The sequence below is a fragment of the Kitasatospora sp. NPDC059577 genome (assembly GCF_042735475.1).
Taxonomy (GTDB): domain Bacteria; phylum Actinomycetota; class Actinomycetes; order Streptomycetales; family Streptomycetaceae; genus Kitasatospora.
Genome location: NZ_JBHWBZ010000032.1, coordinates 54,969 through 70,037, shown reverse-complemented (window position 1 = coordinate 70,037; position 15,069 = coordinate 54,969). Strand labels below are relative to the sequence as shown.

Sequence of the window (15,069 nt, the reverse complement as noted above, 5' to 3'; positions counted from 1 at the left end):
GCCACCGGCCCACCCCCCCCCGGCCCCCCCCCCCCCCCCCCCGGGGCCCGGGGGGGGGGGGGGGCCGGGGGGCCCCCCCCCCCCGGGCCGGGGGGGGGGCCCCACCGCCGTTGCGTGCTGGTCGGTGCGTGCTCGTCGGTGGGGGTGTGCCGGGTGGCGCTTGGCCGGTCGGCGCGTCGGCGTGGCGGGCCGGGGTGCGTGCGTCAGTGGGCCGTACGGAAGGTGATGACGGCGGTGACGCCGTCGGGGCGCAGCTCGTACGTGCCCGCCGCGTCGAGCAGTGCCGCGTCGTAGCGGGCGAGTTCGACGGCCTCGGCACCGCCGACGACGGCCGAGCCCGCGAGGCACACGAGGAGGGAGGTGCTCCCGGACCGGACCTCGACGACGGCGGGCGCGGTGGCGAGGTCCACGGTGGCCTCGACCCGGCCGCGCCGCGTCATCACGTTGAAGTCCACCACGGGGCCGGCCACCAGGCGGCAGTCGGTGGTGGCGTCGCCGGAGAACGGGAACGGCCGGTACGGCGCGTCGACCAGCTGCTCGACACCGTCGACGGTGAGTGCCATGCCGGCGCCCTCGACCAGGGTGATCACCCGGTCGATGCCGGGGAAGGGGGAGAACGGACCGGCCGAGGCCACGTCGGCCAGGCTGACCCGCCAGTCGAACCGGTCCAGGCCGGCTCCGGCCGGGAATCCGGCGACCTCCCTGGTCACCCCGCCCCCGTTGAGCCACGCCGTCGCCGGCCGCTCGCTCGCCCGCAGTACCTGGAAGCGTTCGCTGGTCGTCATGGCCCCGCATCCTGCCACTGTCGGGTCGGATCCGTCAGCCGGGGAGGGGGTGAGGGGGTGGAGGCGGCAACGGGCAGAGGGGCAAGGGGGCAGGGAACGGGCGTCAGCAAACAGATGACGGCTGACAGATTTCAACATCTGTCAGCCGTCATCTGTCATCCGCTACCCGATGTCTGTCGCCCGTCGCCCGTCACCTGAACCGCCGCCCGACCGACAACGGCAGCAGCGCCGCCGCCGTCGCGGCGACCGCGACCGTGGTGAGGGCCAGCGGCAGTCCGGCCGCGTCGGCGAGGAAGCCGATCACCACCGGGCCGATCAGCATCCCGCCGTAGCCGAGGGACGAGGCGAGCGCGACGCCCTGCGGGCCGCCCGCCTCGCCGGCCCGGGCGATGGCGAGCGGAAAGAGGTTGGCCAGACCGAGGCCGACCAGAACGAACCCGCAGATCGCCAGCGGTGCCACCGGGGCGAGGGCGGCGACCAGCATGCCGGCCGCGGCCACCAGCCCGCCGAGCAACATCAACCGGGTCTGCCCGAGCCGGATGGACAGCCAGGTGCCGCCGACCCGCCCGCTCGCCATCGCGAACGCGTACGCGCCGTAGCCGGTCGCCGCCACCGAGGCGCTCGCGTGGACGTCGTCCGTGAGGTGCAGGGTGGTCCAGTCGGCGATCGCGCCCTCGCCGTACGCGGTGCACAGCGCGGTGACGCCGAGCAGCAGCACCAGCAGACGGGCCGGCGAACGGCCCGCTCGCGAGCCGCTGGTCCGCGCGCCGCTGGTCCGTGCGCCGCCCGCGGGCCCGCCCGGCCCGTTCGTCGCGCCGCCGTTCGCCGCACTGCCGCCCGTGGCCCCGCCGTCCGTCGACCCGCCGTTCGGCGCACTGCCGTTCGCCGGCCCGCCGTGGTGCGCCCGTTCCGTCCGGTCGGGCGCGATCAGGGGCGCCGCCGGGCTGCGCAGCAGCACGACGCCGGCGCCGACGGTGACGGCCAGGCCGAGCAGTCCGCTGAGCGCGAGTGCCCACGCGGTGCTGAGTGGTCCTGCGAGCAGTCCGCTGACGCCCGTACCGACGAGCCCGCCGAAGCTGTACCCGGCGTGGAAGCTGGGCATGACCGGCCGTCGCAGTTGCGCGACGAGGTCGACGGCGGCGCTGTTCATCGCGACGTTGGCCCCGCCGTACCCGGCGCCGAACAGCAGCAGCGCGGCGCCGAGCGTGGCCACCGAGTGGGTGTGCGCGGGCAGCAGGACGGCGAGGCTGAGCAGGGCGAGCGAGCCGACGGTGACGGGGCGCGAGCCGTACCGCAGGCAGAGCCGTCCGACCGCCGGCATGGTGAGGACGGCCCCGATCGACAGGCAGAGCAGGGCGAGTCCGAGGGTGCTGTGCGACGCACTGACCTGGCTGCGGACGTCCGGGATGCGGACGACCCAGGCGGCGAAGAGGAAGCCGTCGACGGCGAAGAACGCGGTGAGCGCGATGCGTGCGGGGCCCCAGGGGCTGTCGGTCACTGGGGGTGTGCTGCGAGACTGGGGGGAGGGGCGGCTCGGTGCGGGATGGGCGCGGATTTTGTTTCGAAGCGGCACAAAGTAACAATAGGGGCGTGCAGCTCTCACCATCAAGCCCGCGGCCCGGCACCGGGAACGGCCCCGACGTGCAGCGCGACGGCCAGCGCCGCGCGGCCCCCGACCGGGGTCGGACGCTGCTCGGCCCCGCCCTCTCGCTGATCCACACCGGCCAGACGCCGACCCGCTCGGCGCTCACCCGTGCGCTGGACGTCACCCGGGCCACCGCCGGTGCCGTCACCGCCGAGCTGGAGGCGCTCGGGCTGATCACCGTCGACTCGCGCCCGGCCGGTGGCGGCCGCGGCCGCCCCTCGCACCGGCTCGCGATCGACCCGCAGGGCCCGGTCGTGGTCGCCGGGCAGATCCACGCCGACGGGCTGAGCGTCACCCTGGCCTGCCTCGGCGGGCTGCTCGACCCGCCGGTCCATCTGCCGCTGCCCGCCGCCACCGACCCGGTCCGGATGCTGCGCGCCGTAGCCGAGGCGGGCGCCGAGCTCGCCCGCGCCACCGACCGCCGCTGCCTGGCCGCCGCGCTCGCGCTGCCCAACCCCGTCACCGAGCCGGACGGCACCGCACTCGCCGCGCTGCACTTCGCCTGGCCCAGCGGCACCCCGGTCGCCGACCTGTACGACGTCGAGGTCGGCCGCGCCGACCACGGCCCGAACGCGCTGCGCCCGCTGCCCACCGCGCTCGCCAACGACGCCAACCTCGCCGCGCTCGCCGAGTACCGGCACGGCGCCGGCCGCGGCGCCCGCCACCTGCTCTTCGTCACCTCCGGCCACCGCGGCGTCGGCGGGGCGCTGGTGATCGACGGCCACCTGCACACGGGCAGCGCCGGCCTCGCCCTGGAGGTCGGCCACCTCACCGTCGACCCGCAGGGCCGTCCCTGCATGTGCGGCAACCGCGGCTGCCTCAACTCGGAGACCGACCCCGACGCGCTGTTCGCCGCCGCCGGGCTCACCCCCGAGGCGGGGCGCCCGCTGCTCGACCAGGCGCGCGAGCTGTGCCGGGCGGCCGCCACCGACGACCGGGCGCGCGCGGCGGTCGAGCACGTCATCGACCGGCTCGGGCTCGGGCTGGCGGGCGTCGCCAACATCCTCAACCCCGACCGGGTGGTCCTCAGCGGCCTGCACCTCGACCTGCTGGAGGCCGCGCCCGACCGGCTGCGCATGGTGGTCGCGGAGCGCAGCCTGTGGGGGCGCAGCGGGCGGGTGCCGATCGTCGGCGCGGAGCTGGCGCACGGTGCGCTCGCGGGCGCGGCCGAACTGGGCTGGGGGCCGTACCTGCTGGATCCGCAGTCGGTGCCCGTCCAGGTCGGCTAGGGCGGGCGGCGCGTCGCGGTCCGGTGGCAGGGCGGGGCCGTGGTGGCAGAGTGTGCCCGGGCGCCGGGGTCGTGGTTCCAGGTTGCGGTTGTCGGCCCTTGGGCCCCGGCCCGGCCCGGCCCGGCCCGGCCTATGCCGAAGACGATAAGCGGAAGCTGGGCCTTCGAAAACGGTTACTTATCGTGACAGTCATACACTCGTAGTGAGCAGTGGGGGGCCACCACGAGGGAGAAGTCACCATGAGCACCCAGTCCGACGCCGAGCGCGGCATCGAGCGCGGCATCGAGCGCGAGTCGCGGTCCGGTATCGAGCCGACCATCGACGTCGACCGCTCCGACCAGGACTACCGGGTCTGGCTCAAGGAGGCGGTGCGCAAGGTCCAGGCCGACGCCAACCGCTCCGCCGACACCCACCTGCTGCGCTTCCCGCTGCCGGCCGAGTGGGGGATCGACCTCTACCTCAAGGACGAGTCCACTCACCCGACCGGCTCCCTCAAGCACCGACTGGCCCGCTCGCTCTTCCTCTACGGGCTCTGCAACGGCTGGATCCGCCCCGGAAAGCCGGTGATCGAGGCCTCCAGCGGCTCCACCGCCGTCTCCGAGGCCTACTTCGCCCAGCTCATCGGCGTGCCGTTCATCGCGGTCATGGCCAAGAGCACCAGCCAGGCCAAGATCGACCTGATCCAGTTCCACGGCGGCGAGTGCCACCTGGTCGAGCGCTCCGACGAGGTGTACGAGGCGTCCGCCCGGCTCGCCGAGGAGACCGGCGGGCACTACATGGACCAGTTCACCTACGCCGAGCGGGCCACCGACTGGCGCGGCAACAACAACATCGCCGAATCGGTCTTCGCCCAGCTGCGCCTGGAGCCGCACCCCGAACCGGCCTGGATCGTCGCCACGGCCGGTACCGGCGGCACCTCGGCGACCATCGCCCGCTACGTGCACTACATGCAGTACGACACCCGGATCTGCGTGGCGGACCCGGAGAACTCCTGCTTCTTCGAGGGCTGGGTGCGCCACGACCCGGACGCCGTCTGCGGGAGCGGTTCGCGGATCGAGGGCATCGGGCGGCCCCGGATGGAGCCGAGCTTCGTTCCGGGGGCGGTCGACCGGATGATGAAGGTCCCGGACGCGGCGTCGATCGCCGCCGTACGGGTGCTGGAGCAGGTCCTGGGCAAGAAGGCCGGCGCCTCCACCGGGACGGGCCTGTGGAGCGCGATGCGGATCGTCGCCGAGATGCGTGCTGCCGGACGGACCGGCAGCGTGGTCGGCCTGATCTGCGACCCGGGGGACCGCTACCTGGACAAGTACTACTCGGACGACTGGCTGGCCGGTGAGCGGATCGACATCGCGCCCTACCAGGCCGTGCTGGAGTCCTTCCTCGCCGGCGGCTCCTGGGTGGGCTGACGCATCGGTCGCCGGCGTCTCGACCGGCCGAGCCGTCGAGCAGTCGAGCGGTCGAGCGGTCGCACGGGCCTACGGGCGGCACGGTGGCGGCGGCGTGGGCCGCGGCGAACAGCTGACAGATGACAGATTTCAGACTCCGTCGTCTGTCATCTGTTAGCTGTCGGCTGTCGCATGTTCGCCGCCGGCGGCCCGGAGCCCGACGCTGTCACCCGGCGCCCGACTGTCGCCGGATCACCGCCCGGCCGCCCGCGAGGTCGATCCCGGTGCGCTTCGGCGCGCCGTCGTGCTCGTCGTCCCGCAGCACCAGCTCGACCCGTCGCTGCTCCAGCTGCACCCGCTTGCTCGGGTAGAGCAGCGCGTGCAGTTCCTCCGTCGCGGTCGCTCCCGCACCGCGGCCACCGGCCGGAGCCGATGTCGGGCGGGCGCGAAGCCGCCGTGCGACTGCGCCCAGGAAGAACAGCACCACCAGCCCGGCCGGCAGCAGCAACCCGCCCGCCGCGCCCGTCAGAAGCATGCCCATGTCCGCCTCAACGGCCCGGAACGGCAGGCGAGTTCCCGGCAGCGACACGGCGACCGCGGCACGGGCCGCGACACCGCGACCGCAGCACGGGCCATGATCGGGCTACGGCAGTGGCGCGCCCGGCAGGTCGGCCGGGACGAGCAGTTGGAGCTCCTCGGTGGACGGGTCGGTCAGGTGGGCGATGCGTACGGCGTGCCGCTCGACCATGGTCTCGAAGACCTGCCGCGCGGTGCGCCCGTTGCCGAAGTTGGGGCCGCGATCCAGCCGTCCGAAGTGGCCCAGCAGCGCCTGCTCCGCCTCCTCGGACAGTGCGTACTCGTGCTCCGCGCACTGGGCCCGGGCGATCTCCAGCAGCTCGTCCGCCGTGTAGTCGGGGAAGCTGATGGTGCGTGAGAAACGGGACGATACACCGGGGTTGGCGGACAGGAAGCGCTCCATCTCGGCGGTGTAGCCCGCCACGATGACGACGACCTCGTCCCGGTGGTCCTCCATGAGCTTGACCAGGGTGTCGATCGCCTCGCGTCCGAAGTCCCGTGCCCCGTCCTCGGGGGCGAGCGCGTACGCCTCGTCGATGAAGAGCACGCCACCGCGCGCCCGGTCGAAGGCGGCGGCGGTGCGGATCGCGGTGGAGCCGATGTGTTCGCCGACCAGGTCCACCCGCGCCACCTCGACCAGGTGCCCGCGCTGGAGGACCCCGAGCGAGGCGAGGATCTCGCCGTAGAGCCGGGCGACGGTGGTCTTGCCGGTGCCGGGGGCGCCGGTGAAGACCAGGTGTCGGCGGAGCGAGGGTGCCTTGAGCCCGGCTTGGCGGCGGCGCCGGCCGACCGAGATCAGATCGATCAGGGTGCGCACCTCCTGCTTCACCGTGGCCAGTCCGACCAGGGAGTCCAGTTCGGCGAGCGCTTCGTCGGCGGGGCGGCAGTCCGGGATCGGGGCGATCGCCGCCGAGGCGGTTGCGGAGGGTGTCAAGGCCGGTGCGGCGGCGAGTAGTTGTGACGCCCGGGGTGACGGTACGTCCGCACCCCCGAACGGCGACCCCAGCCCTGACCCCGGTGCGGAGCCCAGCCCCGAGCCCGGTCCGGATCCCGTTCCGGGCCCCGACCCCGACCCCGACCCCGGCCCGGGCCCCAGGCCCGATCTGCGCCCGGATCCCGGTGGGGGTCCCGCCGCACGGACGTCGTCCGAGGTGCAGCCCTCCGCGACCGGCCCGGGCTCGGAGAACTCGAACCCGGCGCGCTCGTTCTGCTCCGCCCGGCACCGGGTGAGCTGTGTGCGGCAGCCGTCGATGATGTGGAAGCCGAAGCCCTTGCCGTGCGAGACCCGGCAGTCCTCGAAGGTGCCGCGTCCCTGCGCCGAGACGTACACCCCGGCGTCCGTGCTGGCCCGCACGCTGCAGTCGCGCAGCACCGGGTCGGCGCCCTTGGTGACGATCACCCCGGTGGCCACGTCGGAGATCTCGCAGTCGGTGAGCAGTCCGCCGCTGCCGTGGTCACGGAACCAGAGCCCGGTGCCCGCCTCCTGGACCCGGCAGGCGGCCAGGGAGACGGTGGCCCCGCCGCTGACCGAGACCGCCGAACTGCGGATCCGGCTGAACGAGCAGCCCTCGGCGGTGGCGGCGGAGTCGCGGTCGAGGACGAACAGGGCGTCCGGCAGGTCGTGCAGCGAGCAGTCGGTGAGGGTGAGCCGGGCGCCGTCGCTGACCCACAACGCCGGGTACTCGCCGCTGGATCCGTGGATCTGGCAGGCTTCGGCGATGGCCTCGGTGCCCTGGTCCCAGACGGACAGCGCGCCGCGCCCGAAGTCCCGGATGGTGCTGTGCGCGAGGCTGAGCCGGGAGCGTCCGCGCAGGTCGGCGCCGTTCTCCGGCAGGTCGTGCACCCGGCAGCCGGTCAGGACGAGTTCGGCCTCGCCGTCCAGGGTCAGTCCGTTGCCGGTGACGCGGTGGATCTCGCAGTCGACCAGTCGCCCGCCCGCCTGAGAATCGGCCTGGACGCCGCTGCCGCGGATCTCGTAGATCTCGCAGCCGGTCAGTTCGGCCGCGCTGCCGGGATCGGAGAGCAGCACGCCGGCGCCGGAGGTGTGGTGGACGCGGCAGCGGTCCAGGGCGGCGGTCGCTCCGCCGAGGACGGCGAGCCCGGCCTGGCCGGCGGCGGCGACCTCGCAGTCCTCGAAGGCGGCGGCGGTGCCCTCGCCGCGCAGCCGGAGGCCGAGCCCGCCGGGGTTGGCGACGACGCAGCCGCGCAGCGTCGGCCGGGCGCCGCCGGCGATCTCGATGCCGGTGGCGGAACGGGTCTCGATCCGGCAGCCGCTGAGCGAGGGCGTTGCCTGTGCGCCGGTGACCAGGACGGCCGGGGTGGAGCTGTCGCCGCCCTCGACGACCAGGTCGCGGACGGTCGCCGCGGCGGTGACGGTCAGTGCGACCCCGGAGGGCGGATCGATCCGTACGGTGCCCGGCCCCTGGGCCGGGACGATCGTCACCGCCTTGTCCAGCAGCACGTTCTCCCGGAAGGTGCCCGGCCGGACGGTCACGGTGTCGCCCGGTTCGGCGGCCGCGAGGGCTTCCGCGAGCGTGTCGTAGTCGCCTGCGCGGCGACGCCAGCGGGATGCGCTGTCCTGGGTGACCCGGACCCTGTGCTCAGCCATGACGGTCTGTCGTCCCCACCTTCGTCGAGCCGGCGTGCAACGGGCCGAACGCGCGGGGGTGCGCGGGCCGTCCGCCCACCGTAGCGCGCTCCCATGGGTGGTCCGGCCGCCCGTTGTCGCGCGGACACCGGTAGGGCCCACCGCCGCCACAGGTTCCGACCACTTGTTTCAACGAGCGCGCACAGTGGTGGTTCCGTGCGGTGCCGGACGCGCACGACTGGCCGTCACACCGGACGGCCGTCGAACCCGGTGGCCGTCGCCCCCGGTGGCCGTCGAACGCGGCGGTCATCGAACCCGGTGGCCGTCGCCCCGGTGGTCGTCACGTGCGGGCGACGGCCGTGGCACAGGGACGGCGGCCGCGCCGGGGCCGCTCCGCAGCGGAGCCGGTCCCGCGCGACCGCGCCCTCCGTAGGGTGCGGCCCGGCGCTCAGTGCTCGTCGGCCGACCAGTGCGCCCCGTCCTCCAGCACCTCGACCTCGTCGCCGAGGCGCAGCGTGCCGAGCACGTCGCCCTCGACGCCGGACGGCCGCTCGGGGATCAGGTTCTGCCCGAAGGCGGCCTTGCGCAGCAGCCGGTGGTGCCGGGCCAGGGTGCGCAGGGGTTCCTTGCCGCGGCGCTCGCCGGTCTCCTGGTCGGTGGTGGTGATGACGCAGCGGCCGCAGGGCTTGACGACCTTGAAGGTGAGCCCGCCGATCCGGATCCGGCGCCAGCCGTCCTCGGCCCAGGGCTCGGTGCCGGTGACCACCGCGTTGGGGCGGAAGCGCTCCATCGGCAGGGGCCCGTCCTCCTCGGGGTGCTCGGTGGCGATCAGTTCGTTGAGCCGGTCCAGCGAGGCGGTGGTGGTGAGCAGCAGGGGGAAGCCGTCGGCCATCGAGACGGTGTCGCCGGGCGTGCCGTACTCGGGGTCGACGGGCCGGGCGCGCGGGTCGTCGAGGTGCACCAGGCGGTAGTCGCCGAGGTGTTCGGCGATCCACTCGTGTGCTTCCTTGGGGGCTTCGGCGGCGCGGAAGCGGGTGCCCCAGACCTCGACGTCGGCGAGCGGGTCGCCGGCCGCGACGGCGGGGGCGGGGACCTCGATCCGGGAGCCGTCGGGGGCGGTCAGCGTGAGCGAGCCGTCGGGCCGGAGGGCGGGCCGGATCTGTCCGAGGGCGGCGTCCTCCCGCTGGCTGACGAAGCGTCCGGTCGCGTCGGCGAGCATCCAGCGACGGTCTCCGGCCAGGCCCCAGGGATGGACGTCGGCGCTGTCCGGGCTCAGGCGGTACATGGACTTGACGGGGTAGACGTGGAGTCCGGTGAGCTGCATTCCCCCATCCTGCCAGCAGGTTTCCGGCCGGACGCAGGGCCCCCGTATGCGCACGGACCGCCCGGGACGCCGTGGGGGGCGTTCCGGGCGGTCCGTGGATGACCCGTTTCTCCGTTCGCCCGGCGCTCAGGGGTCGCCGGGTGGTGCTCAGGTGGTGCGGGTGCGGGCCGTGGGGGACGGCCTCGGGTGTCAGTGGTTCAGTAGCCCTGGCCCTGGGACTGGTAGCCACCGCTGCCCTGGAACTGACCGGGGTCGCCGTACGGGCCCGGGCGCTGCGGCTGCATCGGGCGGACGGGCGCGGCCGGCGCCATGGCCGGGCGCAACTGGGCGCCGCCGAAGGACTGGTCACCGCCCTGGCCCTGGAAGCCGGGGCCGCCGGCGGACGGGCCGCCGAAGGACTGCTGACCGCCGAACGACTGCGGACCGCCGGGCTGGGCCTGGCCGAAACCGGCCGGGCCGCCGGCCGGCTGCGCGCCGAACGACTGCTGGCCGCCCTGGCCGCCGATGAAGGTGTTCTGGCCGCCGAAGCTCTGGCCGCCGGTCGGCTGGTAGCCGCCGCTGGCGGTCTGGGTGAAGGCCGGCGCGCCGGGCTGCGGTCGCTGGTACGGCTGGGGGGTGCCGTAGCCGGGGAGCGCGGGCTGGGGGGAGGCGTACGCCGGCGCGGGCTGCGCGGGGATGTACGCCGTGGCGGGGCCGGCGGAGGGGCCGCTGCTCGGGCCGGGGCCCAGGGCGAGGCGGGCGGGCGGCAGCGCGGGGAGGTTGCTGCCGGGGGTGTCGTACCCGTTGCCGTACCGGTTCTCGTAGGACTGGCCGAGGCCGGATCCGTAGCCGGTGGACAGTGCCGGAGGGAGGGCGGCCGGCACGTTGATGGGTGCGATCTGGGGGACGCCGCGCTCAGCCACGAGGCTGTCGTAAATCGGCGTGCCGGAGGAGAAGGACGGAGAGGGGTAGCCGACTCCGTCGTAGGAGCGGGGCGAGGTCATGGGGCATACGGTAAGCCCACAATGCGCCTGCTGAGGAGAGCGGGAGGGGGAGCAGTTCGAGTGTTTACACAGTCTTCGCTCGCACAAAGGTCTCGAAAGTAGGAAGAACGGACATAGCGGAGATCGATTCAGGACAACCTTGGCACCCCGTCAGTGATCGAACAGTGACCGGACGGTGCCGTCGGTCGGCCTTGTGGTGACCGGCCGGTGGACGGCCGGGGGCCCTGCGGAGAAACTTTTGCGGACGGGGCGTGCGCTGGCGCATTCGAGCCCCCGCTGAGGGGGTGGCGGGGGCTCGTGAATGTTTCGGGCATAAAGATCCCGTCAGTGCGCTGACCGGCTGTTTCGGGGTCGCCGGTCGCCGGGTGCCGGTCGCCGGGCACTGCCGCGGGTTGCCGGTCACGAGCCCGGGTCGCCGGTCACGAGCCCCGATCGGTGGTCGCGGCTCCGGATGTGCAGGTCAGCGCGACTGAAGCGCCTGGTTCTGGGCGGGCAGGCCCGGCTTGGTGATCTCCGAGGTACAGAAGGAGCAGCGGGTCGCGGCGGCCGGGATCGAGCTCAGGCACTCCGGGCAGTCCGCCTTCGCGGCGGGCGCGGGCTTGGCCGATTCGAAGCGCGACTGCAGCTTGCCGACCGGCACCACCACGGCGAAGTAGATGACCGCGGCGGTCAGTACGAAGCCGATCACTGCGTTGACGAAGAGGCCGTACGGGAAGCGGGTGCCGGCCACCTCGAAGGTCTTCTGCGTGAAGTCGCCGACAGCGCCGGACGCGACGCCGACCAGCGGGGTGAGGAAGGCGCTGACGAACCCGGTGACGACGGCGGTGAAGGCGGCGCCGATCACGATGCCGACCGCGAGGTCCACCACGTTTCCGCGCAGCAGGAAGCTGCGGAATCCCTTGAACACCGGGCGACTCCAAATCCGTACGGGGAGGGGGAGACGGGGCACGCGGCGGCGCCCCGGCCGGACATCCTGCCGAGCGGTCCGGCCCGAGGTCCAACCGCGTTCACCCGATTCGCGTAACCGCCGTGGGGCCCGACGGTGACGGGCCGGGCGGGGCGCGGGCGCTCCGCGTACTGCCCTATCGGGCTCCGGAGGTGCGGGTAACCGGAGCGTGTAGAGCGGTACTTGGCCCGGTGGCGGCCCCGGCCCGGCCCGGGTCGTTCCCCGGCGCGGGGCGGCGCGGCGCGGCACCGGACCGCGCGGCACCGGACGGCACAGCACCGGACGGCACGAAACGGCACCGCACGAACCCGGCCGGCACCGACGAGCGGCACCCCGGCCCGGCGCGACGGTGGCGAACCGGAGCGCAGCCCGGGGCGAGACGGGGCGCACGGCGGTCGCAACCGGCGCACGCCGGCGGCTCTCTGGCGCACACCGGGTGTACAAGCGCGGGCAGATGGGCCACCATCAGGTTGCGCGAAGGGGCTGTCCCCGGCGGAGCACTGTGCCAAGGTCGGTCCATGCCCGACCATATGTCGGCCGATCCGGCCGGAACCCGACCGCGCGTCCTGCACCTGATCAGTGATTCACGCCGCGGCGGCGCCCAGAACTTCGCCCGTGACCTCCACCGGGAACTGGGCCGCCGGGGCCAGTCCTCCGCACTGTGCGCCCTCGCCCCGCACCCGGCCGTCCGCCCCGGCGACACGGAGACCGACCCGGGGGACTGCCCCGGAGCCTCCGGCCTGCGCACCGCAGCCGTCCTCGGTCCGGGCCGGCTGCGCCCGAGCACCCTGCGGGCCCTGCGCTCCGCCGCGCGCGCCGCCGACGTGGTGCTCGCCCACGGCTCCGACACCCTGGCCGCCTGCGCCCTCGCCCTGGCCGGCACCCGGACCCCGTTCGTCTACGTCTCCGTCGGCCACCCCCGCTACTGGACCGCCAACCGGCTGCGCCGGGTGCGCGGTGGCGCGCTGATGCACCGCGCCGCCGCCGTCACCACGCTCACCGACGAGGCGCGGGCCGTCCTGGAGGAACAGTTCACGCTGCCCGAGGGCAAGGTGCACGTGATCCCCAACTCCCGTGCCGCCGAGAGCTATCCGCCCGCCGACGGCCGGGACGACCGGCGCGCCGCCCGGCATGCCCTGGGCCTTCCGGCGGACGTCCTGCTGGTGGCCTGGATCGGCGCCATAGCGCCCGAGAAGCGGCTCGACCTCGCCCTCGACGTGCTCGACCGCCTGCCCGACGTCCGGCTCGCCGTCGCCGGGGACGGCCCGCTGCGCGAGACACTGGCCCGCCACCCGGCCGCCGCCCGCGCCCACTTCCTCGGCCCCCTGCCCGACCCGGCACCGCTCTACCGCGCCGCCGACGCGCTGCTGCTCACCAGCGACAGCGAGGGCGTGCCCGGCGCGCTGATCGAGGCGGCGCTGGCCGGCGTCCCCGCCGTCGCGACCGACGTCGGCTGGGTGCGCGAGGTCGTCCGGGACGGCGCCACCGGCGCGCTCGTCGCCCCCGGGGACCCGCTCGCCCTCGCCGAGGCGCTGGGCAAGGTGCTGGCGGTCAACCGGGCCGGCCTCGGTGCGGCGGCCCGGGCGCACGCGCTGGAGCACTTCGAACTGGGCGCGGTGGTGGACGCCTGGCAGCGGCTGGTGGCCGAGGTGTGGACGGCGGGCGAGGCGCCCGCCGACTGACGCGGGACGGGTCGACGCGTCCGGTGCCGCTGTGCTGCTGCACCGCCTGCGCTGCTGCGCCGTTGCATGGCTGCGCCGTTGCACGGCTGTGCCGATGCATGGCTGCGCCGTTCGGGCGAATCCCGGCTCGCCGTCGCACACCGACTCGTCGGTAACGAGCCGTCACCAGCAGACTTCCGGTGTGAACTCGAAGTCGCTGCTGCGGTCCACCGTCCTGCTCGCCGTCGCCGCCGGGATCGCCGCCTCCCCGGTCCAGGCCGGTGCGGCGATCCACCAAACCCCTTCCGAAGGTGCCCGGTTCGTCAGGCTCGACCAGCCCCAACCGGTGCGCGAGAGTGCCCGGACCGAGGCGGTGGAGTTCTTCTGGTACGACTGCGGCCACTCCCAGGCGCTCGAACAGCCCCTGCAGACCTGGGCCGAGAAGCACCGCGCGGACGTCGCGCTGCGCCGCGTCCCGGCGATCTGGCCGGGCAGCCCCGAGGAGGAGGTCCAGCGCGGCCACGCGCGGATGTACTACACGCTGGAGCGCCTCGGCCTGGTCGAGCGCCTGCAGGTCGGTGTCTTCCGCGCCGTCCACAACGACCACGCCGGCCTCGCCACCGAGGCGTCCGCGACCGACTGGGCGGTCCACCACGGTGTCGACGCCCAGCAGTTCCGCGAGGCCTACCGGTCCGCCGAGGTGCGCCGGTCGGTCGACGACGCCGCGGCCGCGTTCGTCCGCTACCGCATCGACGAGCTGCCGACGGTCATCGTCCAGGGGGAGTACCGGACTTCGCCGACGAAGGCCGGCGGCGTCGATCGGATGCCCGGGGTGCTCGACCAGCTGGTGCAGCAGGAGCAGGCGAAGCAGGGCTGAGCCCCGCGGATCCGGTGACGCGTCCGGCGGCGCGTCCGGTGACGACTCCGGCGACGGACTCGGTGTCGCATTCGACGACGCAGCCGGTGACGATCGATCAGCTCGCCCGTGCACTCGGGTCCGTGGGCTTCACTCGCGGGCTTGCCTAACCGTCTCAATGCGGTTTAATGGTTAGCATGAGCGAGCTGATGATCCCGCACGTCCACCACCGCCACGTCGACGTCGACGGGCTGCGCATCTTCTACCGCGAGACCGGACCGGCCGACGCCCCCGTCCTCCTGCTGCTGCACGGATTCCCGTCCGCCTCCCACCAGTACGCCCGGCTGCTCGACGCGCTCGGCACCCGCTACCGCCTGATAGCCCCCGACTACCCGGGCTTCGGCCACAGCGACAGCCCCGCACCCGACGCCTTCGCGTACCGCTTCGACACCCTCGCCGACGTGGTCGAGGGCTTCTGCCTCGCCCTCGGCCTGGACCGCTTCGCGCTGTACGTCTTCGACTTCGGCGCGCCGGTCGGCCTGCGCCTGGCCACCCGCCGGCCGGAGTGGGTCACCGGCCTGGTGGTCCAGAACGGCAACGCCTACGAGGAGGGACTCTCCGCCCAGGCAAGGGAGTTCATCGCCAACCGGCGCGGCGTCCCGGGCGCCGGGGAGGCCGCCCGCTCGATCCTCACGGCGGAGATCACCCGCAGCCAGTACGAGGGCGGCACCGGCGACCCGAGCCTGGTCGCCCCCGACGGCTGGACCCTCGACCAGCACTTCCTCGACCTCCCCGGCCGCAAGGACATCCAGGTCGAACTGGCCCTCGACTACTTCTCCAACGTCGAGCTCTACCCCGCCTGGCAGGCCTGGCTGCGCGCCCACCAGCCGCCCGCGCTGATCCTCTGGGGGCGCAACGACCCCTTCTTCACCGAGGCCGGCGCCCGCGCCTACCTGCGCGACCTGCCCGGAGCCGAACTGCACGTGTTCGACACCGGACACTTCGCGCTGGAGGAGAAACTGCCCGAAATCGCCCCGCTGATCGACGACTTCCTCGCCCGCACGCAGAAGTAGTCGCCCGGCCGGAGCACCC

12 protein-coding genes are annotated in these 15,069 nt (G+C 74.2%); 5 read left to right on the top strand and 7 right to left on the bottom strand.

What is annotated here, in order from left to right; all coding sequences use genetic code 11:
• Positions 1 to 203 precede the first annotated feature (203 nt).
• Both ACFV0O_RS23910 and ACFV0O_RS23905 read right to left on the bottom strand, forming a co-directional pair.
• Entirely contained in the window at positions 204 to 785 is a 582-nt protein-coding gene (locus tag ACFV0O_RS23910) for a HutD family protein (protein ID WP_380345095.1), read from the bottom strand.
• Between the two features lie 190 nt (positions 786 to 975).
• The gene (locus tag ACFV0O_RS23905) at positions 976 to 2,358 is read right to left on the bottom strand and encodes an MFS transporter (protein ID WP_380345093.1); all 1,383 of its coding nucleotides are present in this window, start codon (positions 2,356 to 2,358) and stop codon (positions 976 to 978) included.
• Between the two features lie 68 nt (positions 2,359 to 2,426).
• Here ACFV0O_RS23905 and ACFV0O_RS23900 point away from each other — a divergent pair, with 68 nt between their 5' ends.
• Positions 2,427 to 3,659, top strand: a complete 1,233-nt coding sequence (locus ACFV0O_RS23900) for an ROK family protein (protein ID WP_380345129.1) — start codon at positions 2,427 to 2,429, stop codon at positions 3,657 to 3,659.
• 239 nt (positions 3,660 to 3,898) lie between these two features.
• Positions 3,899 to 5,065, top strand: a complete 1,167-nt coding sequence (locus ACFV0O_RS23895) for a PLP-dependent cysteine synthase family protein (protein WP_380345091.1) — start codon at positions 3,899 to 3,901, stop codon at positions 5,063 to 5,065.
• A gap of 205 nt (positions 5,066 to 5,270) precedes the next feature.
• Here ACFV0O_RS23895 and ACFV0O_RS23890 read toward each other — a convergent pair whose 3' ends face one another.
• The 5 genes from ACFV0O_RS23890 to mscL form a co-directional block, all read right to left on the bottom strand.
• Positions 5,271 to 5,585 carry a DUF6191 domain-containing protein gene (locus ACFV0O_RS23890; protein WP_380345089.1) on the bottom strand — a complete coding sequence of 105 codons (315 nt, stop codon included), beginning with the start codon at positions 5,583 to 5,585 and terminating at the stop codon, positions 5,271 to 5,273.
• 102 nt (positions 5,586 to 5,687) lie between these two features.
• Positions 5,688 to 8,228, bottom strand: a complete 2,541-nt coding sequence (locus ACFV0O_RS23885; protein WP_380345087.1) for a right-handed parallel beta-helix repeat-containing protein — start codon at positions 8,226 to 8,228, stop codon at positions 5,688 to 5,690.
• 427 nt (positions 8,229 to 8,655) lie between these two features.
• Positions 8,656 to 9,531 carry an MOSC domain-containing protein gene (locus ACFV0O_RS23880; RefSeq protein ID WP_380345085.1) on the bottom strand — a complete coding sequence of 292 codons (876 nt, stop codon included), beginning with the start codon at positions 9,529 to 9,531 and terminating at the stop codon, positions 8,656 to 8,658.
• 197 nt (positions 9,532 to 9,728) lie between these two features.
• Positions 9,729 to 10,514, bottom strand: coding sequence for a DUF6643 family protein (locus tag ACFV0O_RS23875; RefSeq protein WP_380345083.1), 786 nt, complete (start codon positions 10,512 to 10,514; stop codon positions 9,729 to 9,731).
• Positions 10,515 to 10,974: 460 nt separating this feature from the next.
• The gene (gene mscL / locus ACFV0O_RS23870) at positions 10,975 to 11,421 is read right to left on the bottom strand and encodes a large conductance mechanosensitive channel protein MscL (RefSeq protein ID WP_380345081.1); all 447 of its coding nucleotides are present in this window, start codon (positions 11,419 to 11,421) and stop codon (positions 10,975 to 10,977) included.
• A 557-nt stretch (positions 11,422 to 11,978) separates the two neighbouring features.
• Between mscL and ACFV0O_RS23865 the strand changes: the two genes are divergently transcribed.
• The 3 genes from ACFV0O_RS23865 to ACFV0O_RS23855 all read left to right on the top strand — a co-directional run bounded on the left by ACFV0O_RS23865 (position 11,979) and on the right by ACFV0O_RS23855 (position 15,050).
• Positions 11,979 to 13,142: a glycosyltransferase family 4 protein gene (locus ACFV0O_RS23865; RefSeq protein ID WP_380345079.1), complete on the top strand. Its 1,164-nt coding sequence runs from the start codon at positions 11,979 to 11,981 to the stop codon at positions 13,140 to 13,142.
• A gap of 181 nt (positions 13,143 to 13,323) precedes the next feature.
• Positions 13,324 to 13,998, top strand: a complete 675-nt coding sequence (locus ACFV0O_RS23860; protein WP_380345077.1) for a thiol:disulfide interchange protein DsbA/DsbL — start codon at positions 13,324 to 13,326, stop codon at positions 13,996 to 13,998.
• 176 nt (positions 13,999 to 14,174) lie between these two features.
• Entirely contained in the window at positions 14,175 to 15,050 is an 876-nt protein-coding gene (locus ACFV0O_RS23855; RefSeq protein ID WP_380345075.1) for an alpha/beta fold hydrolase, read from the top strand.
• Positions 15,051 to 15,069 lie beyond the last annotated feature (19 nt).

Bases quoted from the DNA above. Each gene is read 5' to 3' on its own strand.
- ACFV0O_RS23910 (WP_380345095.1), bottom strand. From the start codon at position 785: ATGACGACCAGCGAACGCTTCCAGGTACTGCGGGCGAGCGAGCGGCCG.
- ACFV0O_RS23895 (WP_380345091.1), top strand. From the start codon at position 3,899: ATGAGCACCCAGTCCGACGCCGAGCGCGGCATCGAGCGCGGCATCGAG.
- ACFV0O_RS23890 (WP_380345089.1), bottom strand. From the start codon at position 5,585: ATGGGCATGCTTCTGACGGGCGCGGCGGGCGGGTTGCTGCTGCCGGCC.
- ACFV0O_RS23885 (WP_380345087.1), bottom strand. From the start codon at position 8,228: ATGGCTGAGCACAGGGTCCGGGTCACCCAGGACAGCGCATCCCGCTGG.
- ACFV0O_RS23880 (WP_380345085.1), bottom strand. From the start codon at position 9,531: ATGCAGCTCACCGGACTCCACGTCTACCCCGTCAAGTCCATGTACCGC.
- ACFV0O_RS23875 (WP_380345083.1), bottom strand. From the start codon at position 10,514: ATGACCTCGCCCCGCTCCTACGACGGAGTCGGCTACCCCTCTCCGTCC.
- ACFV0O_RS23865 (WP_380345079.1), top strand. From the start codon at position 11,979: ATGCCCGACCATATGTCGGCCGATCCGGCCGGAACCCGACCGCGCGTC.
- ACFV0O_RS23855 (WP_380345075.1), top strand. From the start codon at position 14,175: ATGAGCGAGCTGATGATCCCGCACGTCCACCACCGCCACGTCGACGTC.